Source organism: Methanosaeta sp. UBA458 (assembly GCF_002496085.1).
In the GTDB taxonomy this organism is placed as follows: domain Archaea; phylum Halobacteriota; class Methanosarcinia; order Methanotrichales; family Methanotrichaceae; genus Methanothrix; species Methanothrix soehngenii.
Genome location: NZ_DAIK01000007.1, coordinates 2,491 through 27,273 on the forward strand (window position 1 = coordinate 2,491; position 24,783 = coordinate 27,273).

The 24,783-nt window shown below is 55.5% G+C and carries 25 protein-coding genes; 16 read left to right on the forward strand and 9 right to left on the reverse strand.

Annotation, left to right across the window (positions count from 1 at the left end):
* On the forward strand, nt 1-1,800 hold a 1,800-nt coding region (locus tag BP822_RS00405; protein ID WP_286877491.1), incomplete at its 5' end, for an amylo-alpha-1,6-glucosidase.
* 179 nt (nt 1,801-1,979) lie between these two features.
* On the opposite strand, the gene BP822_RS00410 is transcribed toward BP822_RS00405, so the two are convergent.
* Both BP822_RS00410 and trkA read right to left on the reverse strand, forming a co-directional pair.
* Nucleotides 1,980-3,548, reverse strand: coding sequence for a TrkH family potassium uptake protein (locus tag BP822_RS00410; RefSeq protein ID WP_286877492.1), 1,569 nt, complete (start codon nt 3,546-3,548; stop codon nt 1,980-1,982).
* Nucleotides 3,549-3,631: 83 nt separating this feature from the next.
* Nucleotides 3,632-4,945, reverse strand: coding sequence for a Trk system potassium transporter TrkA (trkA, locus tag BP822_RS00415; protein ID WP_013718724.1), 1,314 nt, complete (start codon nt 4,943-4,945; stop codon nt 3,632-3,634).
* A gap of 155 nt (nt 4,946-5,100) precedes the next feature.
* On the opposite strand from trkA, the gene larC reads away from it, so the two are divergent.
* The 9 genes from larC to BP822_RS00460 all read left to right on the forward strand — a co-directional run bounded on the left by larC (nt 5,101) and on the right by BP822_RS00460 (nt 15,207).
* Nucleotides 5,101-6,303 carry a nickel pincer cofactor biosynthesis protein LarC gene (gene larC / locus BP822_RS00420; protein ID WP_013718725.1) on the forward strand — a complete coding sequence of 401 codons (1,203 nt, stop codon included), beginning with the start codon at nt 5,101-5,103 and terminating at the stop codon, nt 6,301-6,303.
* Nucleotides 6,304-6,505: 202 nt separating this feature from the next.
* A complete protein-coding gene (gene hemL, locus BP822_RS00425) occupies nt 6,506-7,777 on the forward strand; it encodes a glutamate-1-semialdehyde 2,1-aminomutase (RefSeq protein WP_286877493.1) in 1,272 nt (423 codons plus the stop codon).
* 29 nt (nt 7,778-7,806) lie between these two features.
* Nucleotides 7,807-8,697 (forward strand): hydroxymethylbilane synthase, encoded by an 891-nt coding sequence (gene hemC, locus BP822_RS00430; protein ID WP_286877494.1) that lies wholly within the window; start codon nt 7,807-7,809, stop codon nt 8,695-8,697.
* Entirely contained in the window at nt 8,684-10,189 is a 1,506-nt protein-coding gene (gene cobA, locus BP822_RS00435) for a uroporphyrinogen-III C-methyltransferase (RefSeq protein ID WP_286877495.1), read from the forward strand. The genes hemC and cobA overlap by 14 nt, the downstream gene beginning before the upstream one ends.
* 7 nt (nt 10,190-10,196) lie before the next feature.
* Nucleotides 10,197-11,357, forward strand: a complete 1,161-nt coding sequence (locus tag BP822_RS00440) for a radical SAM/SPASM domain-containing protein (RefSeq protein ID WP_286877496.1) — start codon at nt 10,197-10,199, stop codon at nt 11,355-11,357.
* A 566-nt stretch (nt 11,358-11,923) separates the two neighbouring features.
* Nucleotides 11,924-13,024 carry an AAA family ATPase gene (locus BP822_RS00445; protein WP_013718730.1) on the forward strand — a complete coding sequence of 367 codons (1,101 nt, stop codon included), beginning with the start codon at nt 11,924-11,926 and terminating at the stop codon, nt 13,022-13,024.
* 43 nt (nt 13,025-13,067) lie between these two features.
* Nucleotides 13,068-13,571, forward strand: a complete 504-nt coding sequence (locus BP822_RS00450; RefSeq protein ID WP_013718731.1) for an amino acid-binding protein — start codon at nt 13,068-13,070, stop codon at nt 13,569-13,571.
* A gap of 289 nt (nt 13,572-13,860) precedes the next feature.
* Nucleotides 13,861-14,841 (forward strand): alanine dehydrogenase, encoded by a 981-nt coding sequence (gene ala / locus BP822_RS00455; protein WP_349681837.1) that lies wholly within the window; start codon nt 13,861-13,863, stop codon nt 14,839-14,841.
* A gap of 144 nt (nt 14,842-14,985) precedes the next feature.
* Nucleotides 14,986-15,207: a hypothetical protein gene (locus BP822_RS00460; protein WP_048131849.1), complete on the forward strand. Its 222-nt coding sequence runs from the start codon at nt 14,986-14,988 to the stop codon at nt 15,205-15,207.
* Nucleotides 15,208-15,309: 102 nt separating this feature from the next.
* Here BP822_RS00460 and nifB read toward each other — a convergent pair whose 3' ends face one another.
* Nucleotides 15,310-16,218: a nitrogenase cofactor biosynthesis protein NifB gene (nifB, locus tag BP822_RS00465; protein ID WP_013718733.1), complete on the reverse strand. Its 909-nt coding sequence runs from the start codon at nt 16,216-16,218 to the stop codon at nt 15,310-15,312.
* A 118-nt stretch (nt 16,219-16,336) separates the two neighbouring features.
* Between nifB and BP822_RS00470 the strand changes: the two genes are divergently transcribed.
* From BP822_RS00470 to BP822_RS00495, 6 genes are all read left to right on the forward strand, one after another.
* Nucleotides 16,337-16,651, forward strand: coding sequence for a signal recognition particle subunit SRP19/SEC65 family protein (locus BP822_RS00470; protein WP_286877498.1), 315 nt, complete (start codon nt 16,337-16,339; stop codon nt 16,649-16,651).
* Between the two features lie 9 nt (nt 16,652-16,660).
* Nucleotides 16,661-17,293 (forward strand): histidinol phosphate phosphatase domain-containing protein, encoded by a 633-nt coding sequence (locus BP822_RS00475; protein WP_286877499.1) that lies wholly within the window; start codon nt 16,661-16,663, stop codon nt 17,291-17,293.
* A gap of 100 nt (nt 17,294-17,393) precedes the next feature.
* A complete protein-coding gene (locus tag BP822_RS00480; RefSeq protein ID WP_269798866.1) occupies nt 17,394-17,750 on the forward strand; it encodes a DUF2209 domain-containing protein in 357 nt (118 codons plus the stop codon).
* A 40-nt stretch (nt 17,751-17,790) separates the two neighbouring features.
* The gene (hflX, locus tag BP822_RS00485) at nt 17,791-19,035 is read left to right on the forward strand and encodes a GTPase HflX (protein WP_273277851.1); all 1,245 of its coding nucleotides are present in this window, start codon (nt 17,791-17,793) and stop codon (nt 19,033-19,035) included.
* Nucleotides 19,022-19,777 carry a UPF0280 family protein gene (locus BP822_RS00490; protein WP_394339419.1) on the forward strand — a complete coding sequence of 252 codons (756 nt, stop codon included), beginning with the start codon at nt 19,022-19,024 and terminating at the stop codon, nt 19,775-19,777. Before hflX ends, BP822_RS00490 begins: the two co-directional genes overlap by 14 nt.
* A gap of 437 nt (nt 19,778-20,214) precedes the next feature.
* Complete coding sequence (locus tag BP822_RS00495) at nt 20,215-20,487, forward strand: non-histone chromosomal MC1 family protein (protein WP_013718739.1); 273 nt, start codon at nt 20,215-20,217, stop codon at nt 20,485-20,487.
* 23 nt (nt 20,488-20,510) lie between these two features.
* Here the strand turns inward: BP822_RS00495 and cofC are convergent, their stop codons facing one another.
* From cofC to gatD, 6 genes are all read right to left on the reverse strand, one after another.
* Nucleotides 20,511-21,197: a 2-phospho-L-lactate guanylyltransferase gene (cofC, locus tag BP822_RS00500; RefSeq protein WP_276619752.1), complete on the reverse strand. Its 687-nt coding sequence runs from the start codon at nt 21,195-21,197 to the stop codon at nt 20,511-20,513.
* A 4-nt stretch (nt 21,198-21,201) separates the two neighbouring features.
* The gene (locus tag BP822_RS00505) at nt 21,202-21,942 is read right to left on the reverse strand and encodes a coenzyme F420-0:L-glutamate ligase (protein WP_273271361.1); all 741 of its coding nucleotides are present in this window, start codon (nt 21,940-21,942) and stop codon (nt 21,202-21,204) included.
* A gap of 35 nt (nt 21,943-21,977) precedes the next feature.
* Nucleotides 21,978-22,211, reverse strand: a complete 234-nt coding sequence (locus tag BP822_RS00510) for a hypothetical protein (RefSeq protein WP_273277854.1) — start codon at nt 22,209-22,211, stop codon at nt 21,978-21,980.
* Complete coding sequence (locus BP822_RS00515; RefSeq protein ID WP_013718743.1) at nt 22,212-22,841, reverse strand: translation initiation factor IF-2 subunit beta; 630 nt, start codon at nt 22,839-22,841, stop codon at nt 22,212-22,214.
* 5 nt (nt 22,842-22,846) lie between these two features.
* Nucleotides 22,847-23,362 carry a 50S ribosomal protein L16 gene (locus BP822_RS00520; protein ID WP_013718744.1) on the reverse strand — a complete coding sequence of 172 codons (516 nt, stop codon included), beginning with the start codon at nt 23,360-23,362 and terminating at the stop codon, nt 22,847-22,849.
* 61 nt (nt 23,363-23,423) lie between these two features.
* A complete protein-coding gene (gene gatD / locus BP822_RS00525; protein WP_013718745.1) occupies nt 23,424-24,665 on the reverse strand; it encodes a Glu-tRNA(Gln) amidotransferase subunit GatD in 1,242 nt (413 codons plus the stop codon).
* Nucleotides 24,666-24,783 lie beyond the last annotated feature (118 nt).

Genomic DNA, 24,783 nt, shown 5'->3' on the forward strand with positions numbered 1-24,783 from the left:
GAGTGGCTGGTGGCCAACGGCCTGGGCAGCTATGCCTCATCGACCGCAAACTGCAGCAACACCAGAGCCTATCACGGCCTTCTGGTGGCAGCCACCGAGCCTCCGGCAGGGAAGAGACTGCTCCTCGCCAGCCTGGACGAGGAGCTGGGCGAATTCCGACTGGCCAATCATCAGTACCCCGGAACGATCTATCCCCAGGGCTTCTCTCACCTGCAGGGATTTTGGACCGATCCCCTCCCCCGGTTCTGCTATCAGATGGGCACCACGACCCTGGAGAAGACCGTCTCCATGGTGCGCAATGAGAACAGCACCATCATCAGCTACAGGATCAAGGGCTACCGTGGATTGCTCCGCATCGTACCCCTGATCCACGACCGCAGCTTCCATGCTGCCGGCGAGCTTCCTCCACTCCACCAGAATGCCCAGGACAAAGGAACCACAATCCTCAGCCAAACCCGTTTCTCCATCTTCTCCGACCTGGCCCGATATATTCCCCAGGAGAGGGTCTACAGCAACTTCGAGTACGAGGAGGAGCGCCGCCGGGGCCTGGGCTGGAAGGAGAACCTCTTCTCCCCCGGCTGCTTCGAGCTGAATGTATCCGGAGAGGCGGAGTTCGCCATCATCGCCTCCACCTGGAGGAGCTCCTTGGCCAACTGGAGGGCGGATCAGGAGAGCGAGAGAGAACGCCTGATATCCTTAAAGGCACCCGTTCCTCCTCTGGCTCGAGCGGCGGACAGCTTCCTGGTCAAGAGGGGCAACGCTCTGAGCCTCATCGCCGGCTACCACTGGTTCGATGACTGGGGAAGGGACGCCATGATCGCCCTGCCCGGCCTTCTCCTCTCCACCGGCCGATATGAGGCAGCAAGGCTGGTCCTCAGCTCCTTTGCCGGGGCGATGAAGGACGGTGTGCTGCCCAACGACCTCGGGGCCCGGTCCTACAACACCGTGGACGCCTCTTTGTGGTTTATTCAGGCGACGAGCAGATATTTCGATGCCACCGGTGATCTGGATTTCCTGGCCGAGCTCTGGCCGAAGCTCTTGGCTGTGGTCGAGAGATACTCCCGACCGGGCGATGACTTCGGCGCAGATGAGGACGGCCTGATCAATTCCGGCCCGGCTCTCACCTGGATGGACGCCAGAGTGGACGGCCGGCCGGTCACCCCCCGGACGGGCAAATGCTGCGAGATAAACGCCCTCTGGTACTCCGCCCTGAGGAGGACAGAGAGCCTTGCCCGGGCCCTAGACATGCCCCTGGACCCGAAGATTGAAAAGCTCGCAGATAAGGTCCAGAAAAGCTACCTCCGATTCTGGAACAGCGAGAACGGCTGCCTCTTCGATGTGATAGACCATGAGGACGCCTCCATCCGCCCCAACCAGATCTTCGCGGCGATCGTTCCCGATCTCCTGCCGGATGTGATGAGAAGGAGCATCCTGGAGGTGGTAGCTCGAGATCTTCTCACCCCCTTCGGCCTGAGAACCCTCTCCCCCCGCGATCCCCGTTATGCGGGCCGATATGCTGGAGGGGCCTGGGAGAGGGACAGCAGCTATCATCAGGGCACAGTCTGGCCCTGGCTCATCGGCCCCTATATCGATCTATTGCTGGCGGTTAGCGGCCGCTCCGCCGAAACGCGGGAGAAGGGATTGGAGGCTTTAAGGCCGCTCTTGGATCTGGCAGAAGGAATGGGCACCATTCCCGAGGTCTTCGATGGCGACCTGCCCCAGAATCCCGGTGGCTGCATCTCCCAGGCCTGGTCGGTGGGAGAGGTTCTCAGGGCTTATGAAGAGCTGCGGGAGGGATAGAAAAAAATCGGCTCTTCGCTATTTGTTATGGGTGAACTTGAATCGCAAAAACTCTATGTCTCTGTTCCTCTGTGGTGAACCGCGATGCACTGACCCAACCACAGAGGCACAGAGGAACAGAGGCCATATTCTCTGCCTGAACTCACCCACATAATTCAGCGAAGAGCCAAAAATTCCATTCATTTTTTCCAGAACTCTGGCAAGAAGAGGACCATAGCGGTCACCACCTCCAGCCTGCCGATCCACATGCATAATATGAGGAGCATCTTTCCAGCAGGATGGATATCCGCAAAGCTGAACATCGGCCCCACCACACCAAATCCCGGTCCGACATTCCCCAGGGTCGTCGCCACTGCCGATAGGACGCTCTCCATATCCATCTTCGGATCGTTATAGGAAATCATGGCCAGGAGGAGGGAGGCTATGGCAAAGATGATGATGTACATGGAGACGAAGATATTGCTCGCCCTCAAAATCTCCTCTTTCACCACCATATCGCCCAGCCGGACGCTCTGAACCGCCTTGGGATGAAGAGTGCGAATCAGCTCTCTGTATGCGCTCTTGAATATCAGTATCAATCGAACAACCTTGATTGCTCCTGCGGTGGATCCGGCACAGGCCCCGATGATCATCAGCAAGAGGAGGGTGATCCTGGCGGTGGCGGTCCACTGATTGAAATCGGCAGTGGCAAACCCGGTGGTGGTCAGGATCGAGACCACCTGGAAGCCAGCCAGTTGAATCTTCTGGTAGATGTCTCCCTCCAGCCCTCCCCAGAGGATGATGATCGACGTGGCCAAAAGGATGATCAAGGCATAAGCCCGGAACTCCGTGTCGCTGATCAGGGCCTTCCGGTCGGAGGTGATCATCCTGTAGTGCAGGGCGAAGTTGGCCCCGGCCAGGAAACAGAACAGGACGATGATGGCATCTATGATCCAGCTATTGTAGGCCATGATGCTCAAACCCCGGGGCGAGAATCCTCCCGTGGCCATGGATGAGAAGGCATGGCAGAACGAGTCAAAGGGGGGCATTCCTGCCAGAAGGAGGAGGGCGACCTCCACCAGGGTCAGGAGGATATAAACCATCCAGAGCATGCGAGCGGTCTGCTTGATCCTGGGCTTGATGGATTCCTTATCCGGGCCGGGAACCTCCGCCCGGTAAAGCTGCCGTCCCGCCACTCCCAGGCGGGGCAGTATGGCCACGAAGAGCAGTATTATCCCCATCCCTCCCAGCCACTGGGCAAATGACCTCCAGAAGAGCAGCCCCATGATTGTATCATCGGGGCCGCTCCTAATCCGGAGGAGGATGGAGTTGCCGGTCATCCTCACCAGCTGCATCTCCATGTTCGCCACCAGGCAGCCATCGGCCAGGGTCTGGTTCATCTTCCAGTATCCCAGGTGGTTTATCTCGGTGAATACAGACGATCCAGTGGTGGTGAAGGCGGACATGGACTCGAAGAGGCCATCGATCAGGCTCATCCCCAGGAAGACATAAGGAAACGCTCCGAAGAAAGCGACGGCAATCCAGCCCAGAGCCACCAGGGCAAAAGCCTCTCTTAATCCCGGCTCCTCCTCAGATGACAGCCTTCCCAGGGCTATCCCCGTGGCCAGGCTGATTAGGGAGGTGGCAGCAAAGGCGATCACCCCTCCCGTCTCAGCATAAACAGCAGCTACCGCACCCGGAACGAGCAGCAAGATGGCCAGCAGCTTCAGCAGCTGTGCAAGCAGTCGCAGAAACACCCTGAATTTCATCAAGCAATGCCGCACCAAAATGGCGGAGGGCATCCTCCTGAAAGCGCAACTTGTCTCCTGTTCCTATAAAAAGGATCTGCTCATTATGCCGCGAATAGCTTCTTGACCTTGGAGACAGCGTCCGGCATGGACATCACGAACACCCGATCACCGGCTGACACCTTGAAGTCCTCATAGGGGACAATAGGCGCGCCGTCTCTTATCACCATGCCGGCAAGGGAGTTCTTGGGAAGCTCTTTGGATATCGACTTGCCCACGATCTTCGCTCCCGGCTTGGCGATGAAATCCACCAGCTCCATCCTCTCATCGCTCAGTGTGATGACCTCTTCTCCGCCGATCACCCTTTGGAGGACGGCATCGGCAGTCACCTGCCCCGGGCTGACCGCTCTGTCCACCCCTACCATCTCGAAGAGCTTGATGTAGACGTTCCTGTTGACCCGGGAGAGGATCTTCGTGGCTCCCAGCTGCTTTACCAAGAGGGAGCATAATAGGTTCTTGTCATCAAGGCCGGTCACAGCATAGACCACATCCATCGCGCCTGCCCCCTCCTCTTGAAGTAGGGCGAGATCTGATCCATCGCCATTGAGGATCATGGTTCCTGAGAGCTTGTCCGCAATCTCAGCGCAACGATCGGCATCCTTCTCGATGAGCTTGACGTCCATTCCCATCTTCTCCAGCCTGCTGGCCAGGTAGAAGCCCACCATTCCCCCACCCACGATCATCGCCTTCTGAGTGGTCTTGGATTCATGCAGCATGCTTCCCAGGTCGGGAAGGGACCTGGCGTCGCACAACAGCATTAGGTGGTCGTCATTTCTTATCTCGTCTCCCTCTTTCGGTATGGCTATCCGGCCCGCCCGGTTTATGGCGATCAGGTTGCAGTTATTGGGGAGGACGATATTCTCCACCGGCCCCTGGATCTTCATCTCTGCTGTTACCTTGAACTCCACCAGCTCCACCAGGCCGTTGGCCAGGTCCCGGTTCATGAGCATGGATGAGAAATAAAGAGAGCTTGCCATATCCTCGGCCATGGTCAGTTCCGGGCAGATCATGAATGATATGCCGATCTCCTTTCGATCCTGGACCGGCTGATCGATGTACTCGGGATTGCTCACCCTGGCGATGGTCTGCCTGACCCCCAGATGAGAGGCTATGATGCAGGTTATCACATTCACCTCATCGTTCCCGGTTGCAGCCACGACTATGTCCGCCTTCTTGATATCCGCCTCGGAGAGAAGCCGGGCGTTGGCGGCATTCCCCTGCATGACCTTCACATCCATGTCCTGAAGCCTGGCACAGGCATCGGGATCCTTATCTATGACGGTGACATCATGGTCAGCATAAAGCTCGCTGGCGATTAGAAAGCCCACCTCGCCAGCTCCGGTGATCAGGATACGCATCTTGTTTCCTCCACATCAACCAGGGCGCAAAGGAGATCCAAGGATAAGAATTGATCCATCCTTGTTATAAGCGTTTTCCATTCGTTTGCCCTTTTCTTTCGTCCGTCCTCTGATCGGCCGATCTGTATATATTGACAGAGCGACTGCACTAAACTATGTTCGCCCTTCTCTTCGATCCCAGCGCCGGCGCAGCCGGAGACATGATCATGGCCTCACTCCTGGACCTGGGAGCGGATGAAAAGAGGGTTAGGAAGGCAGTGGAGTCGGTGGGCTGCACCCTGGAGGTCTCCCGGCAGGAGAAGGGGCATATCTCTGCCACCAGGGCCCAGGTGATCTCGGACCGGAGGTATCATTCCCTGGAGGAGGCGGTATCCATTCTAAAGAGCTCAAGCCTCCAGGAAAAGGCACTGAAGAAAGCCCTTGCCGCCCTGGATATTCTGGCGGAGGCGGAGAGCCGGGTCCATGATGTGCCCAAGAGCCGGGCCCATTTTCATGAGGTCGGTGCCCTGGATGCTCTCGCTGATATAGCCGGTTCCTGTGAGGCTGCCAGCAGCCTGAAAGCGGATCGAATCCTCTCCCGGCCCATCTCCGTCGGTGGGGGATATGTCCAGTCGGCCCATGGTCTCCTTCCCGTTCCCGGGCCGGCGGCCCTGGAGATTCTGCGGGCTCATAATATCCCCTGGATGGGGGGGCCGGTGGACGATGAGCTCCTCACTCCCACCGGGGCGGCCCTACTGGCGGCTTTGGTGGACGAGTTCGTGCCCCGCTTTCCCCTCATCCAGGCGGAGAGGGTGGGCTACGGCGCAGGCAAGAAAGACCTGGCCACCCCCAACCTCCTGCGAGCGCTAAAGGCCAGGATCGTATCTCCAACCAGAGGGGCTGGGATGGATCACCAAAAGGATCGTGTGGTGCAGCTGGAGACCAATGTGGACGATGTCACAGGCGAGGTTTTGGGCCACCTGATAGAGGAGCTCATGCAGGCGGGAGCGCTGGACGTCTCAGTCATTCCCGCGGTGATGAAGAAGGGGAGAAGCGGGAACGTCATCCGGGCGATAAGCAGTCACGAGGATATGTCGAAGCTGGCGGGAATGATAGTCAGGGAGACGGGATCTTTAGGGGTCAGGGTCTTTCCCAGCCTGCACCGTTTTGTGGCGGAGAGAGAAGAGAGAACTGTGGACCTGAATCTCGCGGGGGTGACCTATAGCGTTGCCATAAAGATCAGCCGGATGGACGGCAGCCTGGTCAATGTCAAAGCGGAGTACGAGGACTGCAGAAGGATTGCCAAAGAGGCAGGCGTTCCCTTGCGCATGGTCATTAAAAAAGCGGAGGAATTGGGTTGGCGGGCAGCAGATAAATGAATCGTGCCATCCCTTTGATTTCCATTTGATCTATGTGGTTTTTTATAACTATGCTGCCCGCGTGTCCTCTTCCCTGCTCTCTATTTATTCTAATAACCTTTTCATTATACTAATATAGTCTTGGTAGTAATTCCTAATATATATAGTTTTTGTAATTAATAGTGTCGTAAGATTGATTAATCTGCCCGAAGAGAAAGCTCCCATGATGCATTTTGACTCTTCCATCAGGCTCTTTGACCAGGCCCGAAGACTGATGCCCGGCGGGGTCTCAAGCCCCGTGCGCGCCATATCTCCTTATCCCTTCTACACCGCTCGGGCAATAGGCCCCTATCTATGGGACTGCGACGGCAACAGGTTCATCGATTACTGCCTTGCCTACGGCCCCATGATCCTGGGTCACCGCCATCCTGCCATAAAAGAAGCGGTTTCGGATCAGATGGACCGGGGCTGGCTTTATGGTACGCCAAGCGAGCTGGAGGTCCGGCTTGCGGAAAGGGTGTCCTCCCTCTACCCCAGCATGGAGCGGCTGCGCTTTGTGAGCAGCGGAACCGAGGCCACCATGGCTGCGATTCGAGTGGCCCGGGGAAGCACCGGCAGGGATATGATCATCAAGATCGAGGGCGGATTCCATGGCGCTCATGATAGCGTCCTGGTCAAAGCGGGCTCTGGTGCCACTACCCTGGGCATTCCCGACTCACGGGGCGTCCCAAGAGATGCCACCAAAAACACCATTCAGGTGCCCTACAACGACCCAGCTGCCCTGGAGGAGGTCCTGGAGCGTTTCTCCGGCCGGATCGCCTGCCTGATCATGGAGCCGGTCCTGGGAAATATCGGCCCCATCCTGCCGGATAAGGGCTACCTGCAGACGGCGCGCCGCCTGACGGAGGAGAACGATGTCCTCCTGATCTTCGACGAGGTTATAACCGGATTCCGGCTCTCCCTGGGCGGGGCGCAGGAGCTCTTCGGCATCAAGCCCGACCTGACCACCCTGGGAAAGATAATAGGCGGAGGCTTTCCCATTGGGGTCTTCGGAGGGCGGGCAGATCTGATGGACCAGGTGGCCCCAGGGGGAGCGATCTATCAGGCGGGGACGTACAATGGAAGTCCGGCCTCTCTGGCTGCTGGCCTGGCGACTTTGGATGTGATGGAGAAGGAGGATACCATAAATAAACTCAACCGGTCTGGAGAGAGCATGAGACTGGCCCTTAAGGATATGGTGGAGGATCTTGGGCAGGACTGGAGCGTGGTCGGCATCGCCTCCATGTTCAAGGTATTCTTCGGCCCGGAGCCTCACAACTATGCCCAGGCCTTGATGTGTGATCGGCAGGGCTACTTCGAGTTCTTCCGCCGGATGCTGGATTCTGGCATCTTCCTCACCCCCAGCCAGTATGAGACCGATTTCATTTCTGCAGCGCATAACCAAGATGTGATCGAGACCACCCTGGAGGCGTTCCGCTCCTGCCTGAAAAGCTGATCGTGGGGACGAGGGGCAGCCCTCTGGCATTGCGCCAGACGCAGATCGTGCAGGAGAGGCTTAAGGGCCTTGGCATCCAGACCCAGCTGTGCCGGGTTAAGACCAGCGGGGACGTCTTCCTGGACAAGCCCCTCCACCAGCTCACCGGTTTTGGGGTCTTCGTGGCTGAGATAGACGAACGCATGCTTTCCGGCAAGATCGATCTCGCTGTGCACAGCATGAAGGACCTCCCCACCAAAAGGCCTGAGGAGCTGATAGTCTCCGCCGTCCTGAAACGCGACTCACCATATGACGTCCTCTTATGCAGGGAGAAATCTGTCAAAAGCATCGAGGAGCTGGACCAGGGGGCACGAGTGGGCACATCGAGCATGCGGCGGATGGCCCAGCTTCTCCGCGCCCGCCCCGACCTGAACATTCTTAGCCTGCGGGGCAATCTTCAGACCAGGCTGGGCAAGCTGGAGCGGGGAGACTACGATGCCATAGTTCTGGCCGAGGCCGGCCTCGAGCGCATGGGCTACCATCCAGATTACGTGAGGCTTGATGGGGAGAGGTTCGTTCCCTCTGCCAACCAGGGGACGATAATCGTAGTTGCAAAGGCCGGATCTGAGGCTGAGGCCTGCTCCCGCGCTCTGGATGATGCTCATGCTAGATCTGAGACCATGATCGAGCGCAAGATCATGGAGACCGTGGGCGGAGGCTGCGTGGTGCCCATGGCAGTCCATGCGCTGGTGCAAAAGGGAGAGGCGCGGGTTCTGGCTGAGGTCTTATCCCCGGACGGCAAGAGGTTCGTCCGCCTGGACGAGAGGATCTCTCTCGTCCAGAATCATCTGGCAGTGGCAGAGGATATGGGAGAGCGGCTTATGAGGATGGGAGGAAGAGAGCTGGTGGACGAGGCGGTGAGGTTTTTTGGCAATCGGTAAGGTTTATCTGGTGGGAGCGGGTCCCGGAGACCCGGAGCTGCTGACGATTAAGGGAAGAAAGAGGCTCATGGAAGCGGATGTAGTCCTATTCGACCGGCTGCTCGACTCCAGGATGCTGAACGGGGTAACAGGAGAGCTTATCGATGTGGGCAAGAACGCGGGAAGGCATAAGCTCAAGCAAGAGGAGATAAACCAGCTCCTGATAGAGAAAGCCAAAGAGGGCAAAATCGTTGTCCGGCTGAAGGGCGGAGACCCCTACCTCTTCGGCCGGGGAGGCGAGGAGGCGATCGCCTGCCGGGATTGGGGAATCCCGTTTGAGGTTGTCCCCGGCGTCACCTCGGCCATCGCCGCCCCGGAGCTGGCGGGAATTCCAGTTACTCACAGAAAGGTGGCCTCGGCCCTGACCATAGTCACCGGCCATGAGGAGCCGGGAAAGGACTCGCCCCTCGACTGGCGGGCCATGGCCGGGCTTGATGGAACCCTGGTTGTTCTCATGGGCGTCTCCCGGCTGGAGGAGAACACCAATAGGCTCATAGAAGCGGGAAAGTCCCCCCAGACCCCGGCTGCCATGGTGGAGAAGGGCGGCTGGCCGGATCAGAGGCTGATCTCGGGGACCCTGGGGGATATCGCCGAGAGGGCAAAGGAAGAGAATGTCCAGTCTCCGGCCATACTGGTGGTGGGAGACGTAGTCCGGCTGGCAGAGGTCCTCGCCCCGGAGAGGATCGCCATCCTCAGGCCGGCGGGCCAGCAGGAGGAGTCGGTTGAACTGGCGGAGCGCTACGGATTTATTCCCCTGTCCGCTCCGGCCATCGCCCTGGAGAAAAATCCCCTGCCCGAAGATCTGCTCGAGAGGATCGCTGCCGCGGAATGCGTGGCCTTCACCAGCGCCAATGGTGTGCATATCGCTCTTGGGAATAAGGCCATATCCGGAGCATTAGCTGAAAAGAAGATCGTCTCCATCGGTCCCAAGACGAAGCAGGCCCTGAACGAATACAATATCCAGTCGGAGATGCCCGAAAGCTACAGCTCTGAGGGGCTGGAGAGGATGCTCAAGGGAAGATATAAGAGCATTCTCTTCCTGCGCAGCGCCCAGGGGAGCCAGTATCTCTCCGATGGCCTGAGGGAGGCGGGAATCGTGGTGGATGACATTCCCCTTTATGGAGTGGTGAATTCATCCGATCCCCGCCTGGACCGGCTGATAGAGCGGGCAGGCGAGGTGGACATCTTCGCCTTCACCAGCTCCTCAACAGCTCGAAATCTGCTGGAAAGAGCAAGAGCGATGGGAAGGGAAGAACAGCTGCGAGAGGCTCTGGCCAGGGCCACAGTGGCCGCCATCGGCAAGCCTACTGCCCAAGAGTTGTCCCGCCTGGGGGTGGCGGTGGACGTCATCCCGGAGAACTTCACCTTTGAGGCCATGCTGGCAGCCCTGGTCGGGAGAAAGAGATCCTCTGGCAATGCTGCAAGCATGGCAAAGGATAGAATGGAGTTGTGAGGTTTACATGATCATATTTTCCAAAGCCCTGGCCGACCAGGCCACGGTATGGGAGGCCCTGCGGGAATCCGAGTCCTGCCAGGACGTCCCGGCAGATCTCCTCCGCTTCTCCGCCCAGACGAAACCGGTGGTGATGTGGAATCTGACCAGACGCTGCAACCTGGCCTGCAGCCATTGTTATATGGATGCCATCCCAAAGGAGGATGACGAGTTGAGCCTTGAGGAAGGGGTGCGTCTGACAGACGATCTGGCCCGGATGAAGATACCGATTCTCATTCTCACTGGCGGCGAGCCACTGATGAGCCGCAACTTCTTCTCTATTGCCTTCCACGCCCGGGAGGCGGGTTTGAGGACGGTCATATCCACCAATGGCACCCTGATCACCCCCGAGGTGGCAAGGCTTTTGGCAGAGGCTAAGATTCGATACGTAGGGGTCAGCCTGGACTCCGCCCTCCCCGCCAGCCATGACAAATTCCGGGGCGTTCCTGGGGCGTTCGACCGCGCCCTCCAGGGATTGAGAAACGCCAGGGATGCGGGCCTGAAGACCGGCCTGAGGATAACTCTGACCCGGGACAACTGGCAGGATGTTCCCGCCCTCCTCAATTTGGCCTTGGAGGAGAACATCCCCCGCTTTTGCCTCTACCATCTGGTTCCCACTGGCCGGGGGGCGGGGATATCGGATAAGGATGTGAGCTCTGAGCAGCGTCGCAGCGTCATCCGCCTGCTGGCCGAGGCAGCGGTGGAGCTCAAGGATAAGAACATCGAGATCCTGACCACCGATTCTCCCATGGATGGGGCCTATCTCCTGGAGATCTTGAAGGACGATCCGAGAAGGGACTATGTGAGAAAGCTCTTGACCAATGCCGGGGGCTGCTCCGCCGGGGCTAAGGTGGCCAACATCAGCTATCAGGGAGATGTTCATCCCTGCCACTTCATGCCCCAGGTGGTGGTGGGCAACGTCCGGGAAAGATCCTTCCAGGATATCTGGATCGACCATCCAACCCCAGAGCTCTTAGCGCTGCGAGGGATCAAATCCAATCTCAAAGGAGCATGCTCTAGCTGCGACTACCGGGATCTGTGCGGAGGGTGCCGCCAGAAGGCATATTACTATAATGGCGACTTGCTGGGAGAGGATCCCACCTGCATCGTAGAGAATAAGTGCGGCTGAATCGCGATCCTTCGGGCCGGGATATCCCTGAATAGAACCGATCGGCTCAACTGATGGGATGAATTCCGCTGCCCTCCATAACTCATTCTTTTTAGGCCGTTTTATCATCTTTTCTCTAGACCATTCCTTCCACCGGAAGATATATTTGAGATCAGCTGCATTATGATGGATAATAGAGATAAACGGAGGCGATAAATTGACACATCATGAAGAGAAGAAAGAGGAAAAAGAGGAGAAGGCAGCAAAGGTTGAACCCATAAAGCCTGGCGACAAGAGGGGAGGCAAAAAGAAGGGTCTTCTCGATACCTGCCAGTGAGCTGCTGGCTAACCTTAACTGGAATTTTTTTTTGTCCTCTCGCTATTTGTTCTAGGTGAACTTGAATCGCAAAATCTATGTGTCTTTTGGGCCTTTTGTGGTGAGCTGCTATGCTCTGGCCCAACCACAGAGATAAAGAGGAAGAGAGGCCGTATTCTCTGCCTTAACTCACCCCCATAATTCAGCGAAGGGCCATCTTTTTTTTCAACGATAAAAAGATTTAACTATCTCCGTCAGCAAGAACCATATTGTGCGATCCATCCAGAAGACCCAGTCCAAGCCTCAGGGGGCAAAGCCGGAGAGGGGAAAAGCAGTAGGGGCAAAGTTTCTCCTCTTGCGGCCTGCTGGCTATCCCTTGAAGAGCATATTTCAGGAGTGTCCATCCGTTGCTGATGCCAGGCTCTTTGAGCTGTACGCCCGGGAGCAATGGTACGGTGAGGAGGTAAAACCTGGCTGCTACCTCTTCGACCGCAGGCTCTATCCTGATTATGCCTTTCAGGTGGTTCGGGCCTATCCCAGGCGCTCTGTGGTCGGCTTTGAAACCACCATCAAGGTGGAGCAGAAAGCGGAGGTCAAGAAAGGGGTAAGCTACGACGTCTCCTTTGATGAGGTCGTGGGTCAGGAGGAGGCCAAACGCAAGGTGAAGATCGTGGAGAAGTACCTCTCCGACCCGGAGAGGTTCGGGCGCTGGGCACCGCGCAACATCCTCTTTTATGGCGTATCCGGCACCGGAAAGACCATGATCGCCAAAGCACTCTCTGCTAAAGCTGGTGTGCCGATGCTCGCTGTCAAGTCCACCAGCCTGATCGGCGAGTTCGTGGGCGAGGGAGCGAGACAGATCCACAGCCTCTATGAGAAGGCGGAGGAGATGGCACCATGCATAATCTTCATCGATGAACTGGATGCCATTGCCCTCGACCGGCGCTACCAGGACCTGAGAGGCGATGTCTCTGAGATGGTCAACTCTCTGCTTACGGAGATGGATGGAATATCCAGCAGGCTGGGCATCTGCACCATCGCCGCCACCAATCAGATCGAGGTCCTGGACTCTTCCATTCGCTCCCGTTTTGAGGAGGAGATCGAGTTCAAGCTGCCGGATAAAGATGAGCGCTTGCAGATTCTGGAGAAGAATGCCAGCACCCTGCCTCTGGAGATGGTTGATGTGGACCTGAAGGAGATCGCCAGGCAGACGGATGGCTTCTCCGGGCGAGATCTGGTGGAGAAGGTGCTGAAGGTGGCACTGCACCATGCTCTCATGGATGAATGCAATATATCTCAAAAGCATATCGAAGAGGCATTACCAAGAGCGCGAAAGCATTACCGACAGCCTCCGACGGAAATGTTCTCATAAGGAAGCCCTTTTGTACTTATAAGTCCAATATGGCTTGAGGCACATGTGGCAGGAGATTTTGGATAAGTTCAAGAGGTTTCCCGCGCAGGAGAAGGTCATCCGCCTCGTCCTGCAGAGGGGCTTTCAAATCAACGATCAGGCCCGGGTGGTATCGGGCCAGATAGAGATTCCTCATGCTCAGATCGCAAAGGAGCTGGAAGTGGACAGAAGAGTGGTGGACACCACGGCACAAGCCATTCGCGAGGATGAGGTCCTCTGGAAGGTCTTCAGAAATGTGCGCTCCATGATCTATCTGGGTGAGGTGGCGCCCATCCTGGGATTGGGTGTTATCGAGATCACTCCCGTGAATGCCGTCAAGACAGGGCTTTTGGGCGATGTGGCCAGCGCTGTGGCCAGGAACGGCCTCTCCATCCGCCAGGCTGTCTCAGACGATCCATACTTCGTAGAGAGCCCAAAGCTCACCATCATCACTGAGGGGAAGATCCCAGGCGATCTTGTCATTCTGCTCAAGGAGATCGAGGGCGTGAAAAGGGTGACCGTATATTAGACCTCATAATTTCGTTGGCCTATTACTATCAACAATATCGGCAATATCGTTATTACCATTATGATTATTTCAAAGGAATAATGCGACCGCTGCACAATTAATTAAACTTAAATAGTTTAAAATACAAGTGATTTCTTGGAGCCTCCGGTGATATCCCTTCATCCCTTCTCTCGAAGGCTCTAACCCCCCCTATTATCGTTCTTTGATTCCTATTTGACAGGACTCTCAATCCCGATGCAGGCCAAAGGCTTTTTCTCCCATGCACCCTCCGCCCATAAATGGTGGATTTATGGAAATGCTCTGGCTTACAGAGGAGGAAGTAAGGTCACTCCTGACCATAGATGATGCGATAGCGGCAGTCCAGAGGGCCTTTCTTGATCACGGAAATGGCAGAACTCAAATGCCTCCCAAGTCTTACCTTTACCTGCCCAAGCATAATGGCGACTTGAGATGCATGCCCGCCTACCTTGAGGGGCAGGATCTGGCCGGGGTGAAGATAGTCAACGTCCATCCGGGAAATCCGCAGATCGGGCTTCCTTCGGTCATGGCGCTCTTGATCTTGAACTCCCCCCAGACCGGCGAGCCACTGGCTGTTATGGGCGCAACATATCTCACCAGCATGCGCACCGGCGCTGCTGGTGCCGTCGCCGCCCGGCATCTGGCCAGGCAGGATTCTCGTGTGGTAGGGATGATCGGAGCCGGGACCCAGGCGCGAACGCAGCTTCAAGGCCTCTCCCGCTACTTCCCAATCGAGCAGGTGATGGTCTTCGATAGCTTTGAAGATCAGGCCCTGGCCTTTAAAGACGACGTCTCTGGATTTATGAAATGCAGCTGCATTGCGGTCTCGGGACCGGAAGAGGCCTGCGAATGCGATATTCTGGTTACCACCACCCCTTCACGCCGTCCAGTGGTCAGGGATGAATGGATCCAGCCCGGGACGCACATCAACGCCATCGGGGCAGATGCCGCAGGCAAACAGGAGCTGGAATCCACTCTCTTGAAGATGGCCAAGATCGTGGTGGATGATATCGCCCAGGCCGTCCATTCCGGCGAGGTCAACGTCCCCCTATCTGAGGGAATTATTCGCGAGAAGGATGTCTATGCAGAGATCGGCGAGATCTTGACTGGCAAAAAAACCGGACGGACCAGCAATGATGAGATCACCATCTTCGACTCCACCGGCCTTGGGATCCAGGATGTAGCAGCAGGCCATGCGGTCTATGAGAAGGCTCTTCGGTCTAATATAGGGAGAAGAATGAGGCTGGCATGAGAGGATTGCCCATATGATAGCACTTCCCAACCGCTGTTATGGATATTTATTTCATGTCGCCATTAATAAAAGAGGCTGGCAGGATCTGGCATCTTGAGGCCGAAATCTATATAAATTTTGACATAGAGGCAGGCGGTGGTTATTATGGCAAAGAATAAAAAGAAGAGCAAAGGTCCACAGGATCGAAACAGCAACTATCAGATGAAGAACGGCAATCCCATCTCCAAGAATAGGGATAAAAAGGCTAGCTCCGCCAGCGCCGCGCAGGCCAGCTCCAAATCAAGCGGGCAGAAGGGCCTCCTCTCCGGCATCTCCAAGAGCATCTCCAGTGCCACAGGCAGTCTAACCAAGAAGCTCAAGCATTAAAATATAACATGCTGAGGCGTGCCGGGGTGCCTCAGGCATGCTTTTTTCATCCGCCTGATGAGAAGATCGATGGATGGATCATCAGGTATCAAGGGGATTTCGTCAGGCCTGCTCCTTCGTCCTGCTCTCGAACTCCTGTTGCACATCGCATCCGAGCTTTCCAATGGCATCCGAGCGGCATTGCCGGCAGTGCCTCATCTGCTTGATGATCTTCCCCAGCTCATCCTGAATCTTTCTCTTCTCCTCCGGCGATGGGGGCTTGATATGAGCGAACTTGTACTGGGGTATGAGGGGCATGACATTATGGATGAACACCCCCATGGACTTGATTTTGTGAGCGATATCGATGATATGCAAATCATTTATCCCCGGGATGATGACGGTATTGATCTTGACGATCTTCTTCAGCCTCACCGCTTCCTCAATCCCCTTAAGCTGCTGATTGCATAAGAGCGTCGCCGCTTCCAGGCCCTCATATCTCTTGCCCTCATAATTGACGTAGTCATAGATATGCTGGCCGATCTGGGGATCGATGGCATTCAGGGTGACAGTGATATTGCATACGCCCAGGCGATCCAGCTCCTGGATCTTATCGGGCAGGAGCAGACCGTTGGTGCTTAGGCAGAGAATGATGTTGGGATACTTCTCTCCCACCATGCGCAGGGTCTCGAAGGTCTCCTCATTGAACAGAGGCTCACCAGGGCCTGCCACAGCGACCACCTTGATGTAATGGTACTTCTCCAGCACCTGATCGACCCTTTCCAGGGCCTCCTTGGGCTTTAAAACCTGGCTGGTGACCCCGGGACGGGACTCGTTCACGCAGTCGAAGTCCCGGATACAGTATTTGCACTGGATATTGCATTTTGGGGCCACGGCCAGATGCATCCTGCCAAAGCTGTGACAGGCCTTCTCGCTGAAACAGGGATGCTCTGATATCCTCCTCAGCTGCTCCGGGTCGTAGGGGACCTCCTGTCCTCTTACATTGGCAACGGGATAACTCTCTTCACTCATGATCGAACTCCACGATTGTATTGCTCTTAGTATCCTTTCCCATGGCTAAAAGACTTGCGTGCCAGAAGGTGAAGTTAGACAAAGATACTTTAAGGAGGGGAGAGAAGGCAGGAGGTATATGCCTGACAAGAGCAAAATTGTGATCTGGCCGATATATTTCGATGCCGCCCGTTCCCGTGATGAGGGCAGAATGGTCTCCAGAGAGTACGCCATAAATGAGCCCACCCTGGATATGATCATAACGGCATCGATAAAATCCGGGCTGAAGCCGGAGATCGAGAGGGAGAAAAAGCACCCAAAGACCTGGCACAAACCAGAGGCAGCAGGCCGAATACTGGTGGCGAAGAAGGGCTCCAAATCCGCTACCTTGAAGAAGATCGCAGGATCCTTAAAGATGAAATATAAAAAGCAGGCCACTGGCAAGCGAGGTTGAGCGGTTTATATGATCGATCTGCATACCCATACAACCTTCAGCGATGGCGAGCTCATACCCAGCGAGCTGGTGCGTCGGGCAGAGGTCTTGGGCTATACCGCCATTGGCATAACCGATCATGCCGACTATACCAATATAGAGCACATCATAAGCTGCGTCTCCAAGGCCAAGTATCTGGAAGGCATACTGGATATCAGGATTCTTCCCGGGGTGGAGCTGACTCATGTGCCGCCACAGAAGATAGCGCAGCTAGCGGATCTGGCCCGCAACCTGGGCGCGGAGATCGTGGTTGTCCACGGGGAATCTCCTGTGGAGCCCGTCCGTCCTGGCACCAACCGGGCGGCTCTGGAGGCAGGCGTGGATATCCTTGCCCATCCTGGGTTCATCACCTTAGAGGAGGCGGAGATGGCCAGGGACAACGACGTCTGTCTGGAGATAACCTCCCGCTCCGGCCATAACATAACCAACGGCCATGTGGTGCAGATGGCAATTCAGGCCGGGGCGAAGATGGTGGTGGACACTGACGCCCATGCTCCCGAAGATCTCATCGATAGCGAAAGGGCAATTCAGATTGCATTTGGCGCGGGACTGACTCTTGAAGAGGCCAGGGAGATCGTCATGCATCATGCCATCATAAGATGAGACCGCTATTGAGTGGAAGATTCGATCATAGATTATGCAATGGCAGGATTCTCCGGGCATCTACCAGGGGGTTGAATAGATAGACATCGTAGCGATTGACATATCGGGCCGGCATTCTGTAAAGGGGAGGTATAAGATGGTATGTGCCGTCCTATCCGCCCGGGTATCACCCAATTTTATCGAGAAGGTCCATTCGGTCAGGCTCGTTCCCCGCATCGCTGAGGCTCTGGACCTCAATGTTATTGCTGACCTGATAAGCGATGCCTGCTTATGCCTCCCGGGGACTATTGTGGCTGAGCAGGGGGACTTATACAACCTGGAGGTCTGGAGGGCACAGAGCATCCTCGGAAGGGATTTCAAGTATCCTGAGACGATAGCAGAAAGGACCGCCATAGAGTTGGCTCATCATATATCTCTGGCCGGTCGAAGGCTTATCGTTGAACCGGATGATGAATAATTAAGGAAGAATGATAATTGATCAATAAGGACGATAATTGATGGATAATGACAAGACCGCAGTTCTTCTCATGAGGGAGAATCCTGCCAATCCAATAGATCCCTACAGGATGATAGAGCTCCGGGGCCTGGCAAATGCCGCCGGCTATCGAGTCCTGCAAGAGATAAAGCAGCGCCGAGAGAGGGACCACCGTTTTCAAATCGGCAGGGGAAAGATAGAGGAGGCCCTCTCCTGCCATCCAAAAAAGCTCATCTTCTACAATCCGCTCAGTCCCACCCAGGTATTCAACATTCGTAGCGAGTTTCCGGCCCAGGTATTGGACCGGTTCAATCTGATCCTCGAGATCTTTGCCTCCCGGGCATCCACCAGGGAGGCCAAGCTGCAGGTGGAGCTGGCCCGTCTGAGCTATGATGCTCCTCAGGTGAGAAGCGAGCTTGCCCTTAAGAAGCGGGGTGAGCAGCCAGGATTCCGCGGTGCAGGTGCTTATGAGCAGTCGATGTACCACGACATCCGGGGGAGGATGGCAAAGATCAGGGGGGAGCTTAAAGAGGTGGAGGCAATGGGCGAAGGAAGGAGAAAGAGACGCAGAGAACTGGGCTTTGACCTCATCGCCCTGGCCGGATACACCAATGCTGGCAAGAGCACCCTGCTCAACACCCTCACCGGCTCTGTGGTCAATGCCCAGGATCAGCCTTTCACCACCCTCTCTCCCACCACCAGGGCTCTTGAGATCAACGGCCGCCGAACTATGCTTACCGATACAGTGGGATTTATCGATGATCTGCCCCACTTCCTGATCAAAGCCTTCCAATCCACCCTTTCTGAGATCGCCCAGGCGGATCTGGTCCTTTTGGTTGCCGACCTGAGCGATCCATTAGAGCTTCTCAGGCGTAAGCTGGTGGCATCTCACAAGGCCCTCTGGGACTGCCAGGTGACTGCGCCCATGATCACCGTTTTGAACAAGATGGACCGATTGGATGAATTCGATGCCAGGATGAGGTTTGATCAGATAAAGGATTTGGCTCCCAATCCGGTTATGGTCTCAGCACATTCCTCTCAGGGTCAAGAGAGCCTCAAGGAATGCATCTATCAGCACCTGCCACCATTAAAGGAGTATCAAATCAGGCTCCCGTATACCTCCCGCAGCTTTGGAGAGCTGTCCCGTCTCTATGGGACGGCTGAGCTTCTGGATGTGAGCTATGAGGATGAGCTGGTCTTGAGCCTGCGGGGGAGGGCTGAGGATGTGGCCCGGCTCAGCAAGACCGTAGAGGATGGAAAAGCATAGTGCCATAGGATCAGGAGCGATGACGGAGATCTTGCATGAGCACTTTCGCCTCAAGGAGACAGCAGTCACCATCTCTGCTCGGGAGAAGGAGCATATGGATGCCGCCAGAGCATCGATTGCCGAGCAGCGCTGCTATCTAGAGGAGTTCATAGAGAACGATCCATTCTTCCGCATCACCTTAGAGCCTTATGACCTTCAAGCGAATGATGCACCGGATATCGTCAAGCAGATGATCGAATCCAGCGCTATCATTGGCGTCGGTCCCATGGCCTGTGTAGCAGGCGCAATTGCCGGTTTTGCTGTGCAGGCGATGATCGATGACGGAGCGACTTATGCCATTGTAGATAACGGGGGAGATGTCTGCATCCTAAACGACAGGCCCATACTGGTGGGAATATACGCCGGAAGCTCTTCTATTCGGGATCTTGCCTTCCAGATCCCTGCTCGCAATAAGCCTTTTGGCATCTGCACCAGCTCGGGAACTGTGGGCCCATCCATATCCTTCGGCTGTGCCGATGCAGCCACAGTCATAGCGGATAATCTGGCTTTAGCGGACGCTGCTGCCACTGCCCTGGGTAATTCTGTGCAGTCAACGGGATCGCTGAAGGAGTGCTTTTCTGCCATCGAACGGCCGGGAATAACCGGCGCACTTGTGATCAGGGGACAGGAGATGGCGCTATGGGGGGAACTGCCCCCATTGCTGCGCGCTCATGTTAGCGAGGAGAGGATTACAAAAGGATGAGTTCCGTTTGCAGTCAAAAAAAGGCTCTTTGCTATTCAGTGCGGGTGAACTTGAATCGGAGAAACTCTATGTCCCCGTGCCTTCTGTGGTGAACCGCTATGCTCTGACCNNTGACCCAACCACAGAGGCGCAGAGGAACAAAAGGCCATATCTCTGCCTGAACTCACCCCCATAATTCAGCGAAGAGCGCTCACTTGGGGCAGAGCGAGCATATCCGCCGCGATGATTATGGGCGGCCAAGAGGGACTCTTGCAGAGCCACAGTGCCTTATGCTATCATATTATCGTTTATGGATGGGAATTGTGCTCTGCAGCCGCAATCCCTTATTCATTAAAAATCCGGCCGTTTTTTATGCCATCTGGATAAAATTAATATAATGGTATTGGGCAAAACAATTGATAAATAAGAGTCCGATTAGCTGGAAAATGGAGGATATCATGGCCGAGACTAGAAATTTCGCCCTCAGGGACAAGAAGGGCAACGAGATCGGGGTTTTTACGGGAAAGCAGCCCAGACAAGCAGCCTTAAAAGCAGCCAACAGAGGTCATAAGGATATAAGGCTAAGAGAGAGGGGAACTAAGAAAGTCCATATATTTGCGGGGGAGAGGGTTAAGGTAAAGAAACCAAAGGGCGCACCGGCATGGATGCCCAATGAGATCTGGAAGCCAAAGGTAAAGAAGATCGGCGTGGAGAAGCTCGACGAGATCTGAAGGTCCAGACTCATTTTTTTCGATCAGATCGCCTTCTGGTAGTGGCGCTCAATAATTGACCTCCCGCTCTCGGAAAGAGAAAAGCCCATCATCTCCAGAGCCTTTTTTGCCTCTCCATCACTATGCAGCAGCACCTCCGCCAGGTCTTGCGGCTCATCTATATCGCAGCCTGCTCGGAAGGATTCGAAGACTGAAAAATTCAGGCATGCTTTTCGGGCGTAGGCCATATGCTCAGGAAAGCTCAGGCCATGATAGCATGTCCGGAATTTCGGGCTGCGAATGAGGATCATATTCGTCCCTCCTCCCCGTCCCGGACAGAGGACCACATCTCCTTGGCAGCTGAGAATCCCTCTTATTTCTTTCTCTCTCAAGAGGGGCAGATCGGCCATTACAATGAGAATATCCGCGGGCCAGTCGAGGTCGGCTTGATGTGATATCAGGGAGTTGAGTGCATCGTTCAGCTCCAGCTCCGACTGCAGAATCTCGACATCTATGCCCAACTCCTCAGCTCTGAACTCTTGCCTGGAGAGGATGGTCGTTCTTCCCAGGCCAAAGACCGCCGCCAGAACATCCCTGAGCATGGCAAATGCAAAGAGCCTCCGCTCTGCCGGCTTGAGAGCTGATGAAAGCCTGGTCTTTCCTTCCCGGGCTTTGAAGGGAATGATCACATGGATCGATTGCAGCATGTAATGCAATCTCCGAACTGTCAAAATCTCATCTATTCAATCGGGACCGGATTATGTCTTTCTCCTTTGCCCTGAAGAGATCATCTCCAGAGCGGGGATACTTCAGCCCCCGGAAGACCACTGCAGGGGTCAGATCCCCAGCCTCACCCATCAACAGATTGGCAGCAGCAGCGATCTCATCCGCAATCGCCTCCTGGGTGATACTGAGTGCTCTTCCATGTATGTCGAGCTCACCGCGCCAGTCTCGCAGAGCAGCGATGCCCGACCAGCCAACAGCCACACCGGCAACGCCATTGCGGAATGGACGGCCACAGGTATCGGTGATTATGACGGCACAATCCCTGCCGAGAGCCTGACGCAGCCTCTGGGCGCTGCTGCAGGGATCTCTCGGCAGCAGCAGTATCATTTCATCACCCACATTGGACTGATCAATCCCGGCATTAACGCCGATATGGCCAAAGTGGGTCACAGTCAAGAGAAATGGTCGCTCGATCAATATATCGCTGGATTCTTCAAAAACTGCCTGCACAAATCTGGGGTCCTTTCCCAGATCGCGGGCGGCCTCTATGGCGTAGCTGCTCGGTTGGTAGTCATCCAGATGCCTCATCCTGCCTTCTGATTTGGCCACGATGGTGCTGGCAAGGCAGATGACATCCCCGTCCTCGATCTCAAAGAGGGACTGGATAAGCGTTGGGATATCGTCTCCTTCTTTTATAATCGGCAGGCCACGGATCAGATAACCCTTTAAAGATGCTGCTGGCTCAGACATAACCAATCGATCCGAAACCTGTAAACTGTAATTCTCTACTGCGGTCGCGAGCCAGATGGCAATCTGCTCAGGCGGTACAACCTGGCCTGAACCAGGAGATCGAGCAGATAAGAGTAGTTAGCAGCGACTATTGCAGTTCGCTCGTCGCTGATCTCTATCCAGGGAAGACCACCATAACCTTCTGCAAACTCCCTCCAGAACAAAGGAGGGAAAAACTCCAGTTGATACTTATGCTCTTCTGTAAAGGTGAGGGTGATCTTCTCCTCCATTCAAGACACCTTGCCCTTCCTCTCCACAACCTCGGCAAAGGCTAGGGTTCCGCTGATCTTCTTGATCTTAGCTCGGACGATCTCCCCTTTTATTGCGCTGGGCACGAAGATGAGATACTTGTCGACCTTGGCTATGCCGTCGCCCTTATTGCCCACAGACTCAATGCGCAGCTCATAGGTCTCTCCCTCCTCGATGACGTCCTTTTGAACCGCTGTCGTTGCCTTTCTCTTGCGCACCGGCCGATGTGCGCCGCAGGCATCGCACTTGAGGGTGAGGACGCGGTCGCTCTTGATGAGATGAGTATCTGGAAGCCTGCACTCTGTGCAGACGACATACTCCTCGAAGTAGGATTCTATCTGGCGGGCGATGGCGGTCTCGCCAAACTTTCCCTGAAAGATCCCCCTCTGTCCCTCGATCTTTCCGGCTGTACCCATCTCCTGGAGAAGATACTTCATAAGGTGTTCCGGATCACGATTCAGAGTATCAGCTATAGCCCCAAAGTTCTCAAGGACGGTGGTCTTGCCCTCATAGAATACCTTCGCAGAAGGTATCACAAACCTCTCCTTGGACTCTCTGTTGGCGGGCATCTTCTTCATGGCCCTATCCAGGCCCGCTAAATAGTCATCCATCCAGATTACCTTATCAGCTCTTGACCGGATTCAACTATGATCTGAATGGGAGTGGGCAGCTTATGTCCGGCTCTGGTCAATGCTTCTTTAGCATCGTTGAGGTACTGAGGGGGTATTCCCAGGGTGAAGAGCTTCTGGCCGGCTTCAACTCTGGCCGCGGTCCCTACCGCTTTGCCGAAGGCCATTCTCATTCCGCTGGATACACGGTCCGCACCTGCGCCGGTGGCCTGCTTGTTCTCGCGAATGACATGATGGGGATATGTTCTGAGCTTGAGGTGGAAGTTGGTCCTGCCCATTTGCTTCAGGAGGTAACGGTTGGCTGCTACTCTTGCCGCTTCCAGGGCGGTGTGCCTGATCTGGCAGGGCTCCATGACAACCAGTGTCAGCTTTAGGGGATAGTCCTCCTGCAGATTCCCCATATCATAGTGAACTACCTTGCTTCCCGGAACGCCCCCCATGTACTTTCTGCGCGTGTAGGGACGTTCATGCCTTCGATACATGCTTGCTGGCTTGCGTGTCAAAACTAATTCCTCCAATAATCCTGAGGTTGGTGCACTATTCACCTTGCTTATAAGGTTTTGGCTAAACGGTGATCGGTATGGAGTGGGAGATCTCGCCGGCCAATGAGGTCTTCATCAGTGTGACGACCTCCTCTGGATTGTTGGCCAGCACCCACATCAGCTTGACCAGGGCCACCTCAGGCAGCATATCGCCCCCCTCAATTGCACCGGCATCAAGCATATCTCGACCGGTATCGTATACCCGGTCACATATCCTGCCCCGCAGGCACTGTGAGGTCACGACCACCGGTATATTCTCCTCCTTTGCCCTGCCAATTCCCTCTATCCAGTCGGAGGCAACGTGACCTAAGCCCGTCCCCTCCAGGACCACTCCCCGGTAACCTTTATCGATATAGTAATGCAGGATCTCCGGAGAGGATCCCGGGGTGTACTTGACCAGACTGCACCTGGGCTCAAGCCTCTCATTCAGCTCCATCTCCACCTCGCCCCGGTGGCAAAAGGGAAGATAGGTCTCTACCTTTCTGCTGAGGTAATCTACCCTGCCCAGAGGGTGCTGGTTGATGGTCTGGAAGGCATCCCGACGAGAGGTATGCATCTTGCGAACCCGTGTGCCTCGATGGATGGTGCAGTAGTCGTCATTGGTTGTGCCGTGCATGACCACGCTGACCTCGGCGATATCGCTGGTGGCAACGGTAGCTGCACAGACGGCATTCATGGAGGCATCGCTGCTGGGACGATCGGAGCTCCTCTGGGAGCCGACCAGCACCACAGGAACCGGGGTCTTTAGCATGAAGGAGAGTGCGGCAGCAGTGTACATCATGGTGTCAGTGCCGTGGGTTATGACGACTCCTTCTGCGCCCCTCTCGATCTCCTCTGCCACCGACCGCGCGAGGGCCGTCCAGTAGTCCGAACGCATATTCTCGCTCAGGATCTGGTAGATCACCCGAGCTCGATAGTTGGCGATCTCCTCCAGCTCAGGGATGGCGGTGATGATCTCGCCGGCGGAGAACTGGCTGGTGACTGCTCCCGTCCGGTAGTCAACCTTGCTGGCTATTGTCCCTCCGGTTGAGAGAATGGATACCGGGGGCAGGCCAGGCTTATCCTTGAGGGGTCTGTCCAATTGCTGGGATTTGATCTCCTTGCCTTTTTCTATGAGCTTGATGTCGCTCTCTCTTGCCTTAAGGCCGATGTTGTAGCCGTTCTTGAGCTTTATGACCACGTGATCCGCACGGCGGGATGGCATGAGAACCCCCTCATAGGAGATGCCGTTCCTCTCCACCAAGACTCTATCTCCCAGATCCATTTCGTCCTCACCAGAATGCAAATTTGCTTCTGTCACTATTGCTCGTATCTAAAAACGTTCCCCTTGGGAGATGGAGGCAGCGGCATGGTATCAGATAGTAAACTACTCCGGCCTAAAG

What these genes read in the sequence shown, in the direction of transcription:
- BP822_RS00510 (WP_273277854.1), bottom strand. Translation starts at nt 22,211, where the DNA reads ATGGAGGAGAAGATCACCCTCACCTTTACAGAAGAGCATAAGTATCAA.
- BP822_RS00440 (WP_286877496.1), top strand. Translation starts at nt 10,197, where the DNA reads ATGATCATATTTTCCAAAGCCCTGGCCGACCAGGCCACGGTATGGGAG.
- hemL (WP_286877493.1), top strand. Translation starts at nt 6,506, where the DNA reads ATGATGCATTTTGACTCTTCCATCAGGCTCTTTGACCAGGCCCGAAGA.
- BP822_RS00470 (WP_286877498.1), top strand. Translation starts at nt 16,337, where the DNA reads ATGCCTGACAAGAGCAAAATTGTGATCTGGCCGATATATTTCGATGCC.
- gatD (WP_013718745.1), bottom strand. Translation starts at nt 24,665, where the DNA reads ATGGATCTGGGAGATAGAGTCTTGGTGGAGAGGAACGGCATCTCCTAT.
- larC (WP_013718725.1), top strand. Translation starts at nt 5,101, where the DNA reads ATGTTCGCCCTTCTCTTCGATCCCAGCGCCGGCGCAGCCGGAGACATG.
- BP822_RS00450 (WP_013718731.1), top strand. Translation starts at nt 13,068, where the DNA reads ATGTGGCAGGAGATTTTGGATAAGTTCAAGAGGTTTCCCGCGCAGGAG.
- BP822_RS00490 (WP_394339419.1), top strand. Translation starts at nt 19,022, where the DNA reads ATGGAAAAGCATAGTGCCATAGGATCAGGAGCGATGACGGAGATCTTG.
- BP822_RS00505 (WP_273271361.1), bottom strand. Translation starts at nt 21,942, where the DNA reads ATGTCTGAGCCAGCAGCATCTTTAAAGGGTTATCTGATCCGTGGCCTG.
- hflX (WP_273277851.1), top strand. Translation starts at nt 17,791, where the DNA reads ATGGATAATGACAAGACCGCAGTTCTTCTCATGAGGGAGAATCCTGCC.
- BP822_RS00515 (WP_013718743.1), bottom strand. Translation starts at nt 22,841, where the DNA reads ATGGATGACTATTTAGCGGGCCTGGATAGGGCCATGAAGAAGATGCCC.
- ala (WP_349681837.1), top strand. Translation starts at nt 13,861, where the DNA reads ATGGAAATGCTCTGGCTTACAGAGGAGGAAGTAAGGTCACTCCTGACC.
- nifB (WP_013718733.1), bottom strand. Translation starts at nt 16,218, where the DNA reads ATGAGTGAAGAGAGTTATCCCGTTGCCAATGTAAGAGGACAGGAGGTC.
- BP822_RS00460 (WP_048131849.1), top strand. Translation starts at nt 14,986, where the DNA reads ATGGCAAAGAATAAAAAGAAGAGCAAAGGTCCACAGGATCGAAACAGC.
- BP822_RS00410 (WP_286877492.1), bottom strand. Translation starts at nt 3,548, where the DNA reads ATGAAATTCAGGGTGTTTCTGCGACTGCTTGCACAGCTGCTGAAGCTG.
- trkA (WP_013718724.1), bottom strand. Translation starts at nt 4,945, where the DNA reads ATGCGTATCCTGATCACCGGAGCTGGCGAGGTGGGCTTTCTAATCGCC.
- BP822_RS00475 (WP_286877499.1), top strand. Translation starts at nt 16,661, where the DNA reads ATGATCGATCTGCATACCCATACAACCTTCAGCGATGGCGAGCTCATA.
- BP822_RS00495 (WP_013718739.1), top strand. Translation starts at nt 20,215, where the DNA reads ATGGCCGAGACTAGAAATTTCGCCCTCAGGGACAAGAAGGGCAACGAG.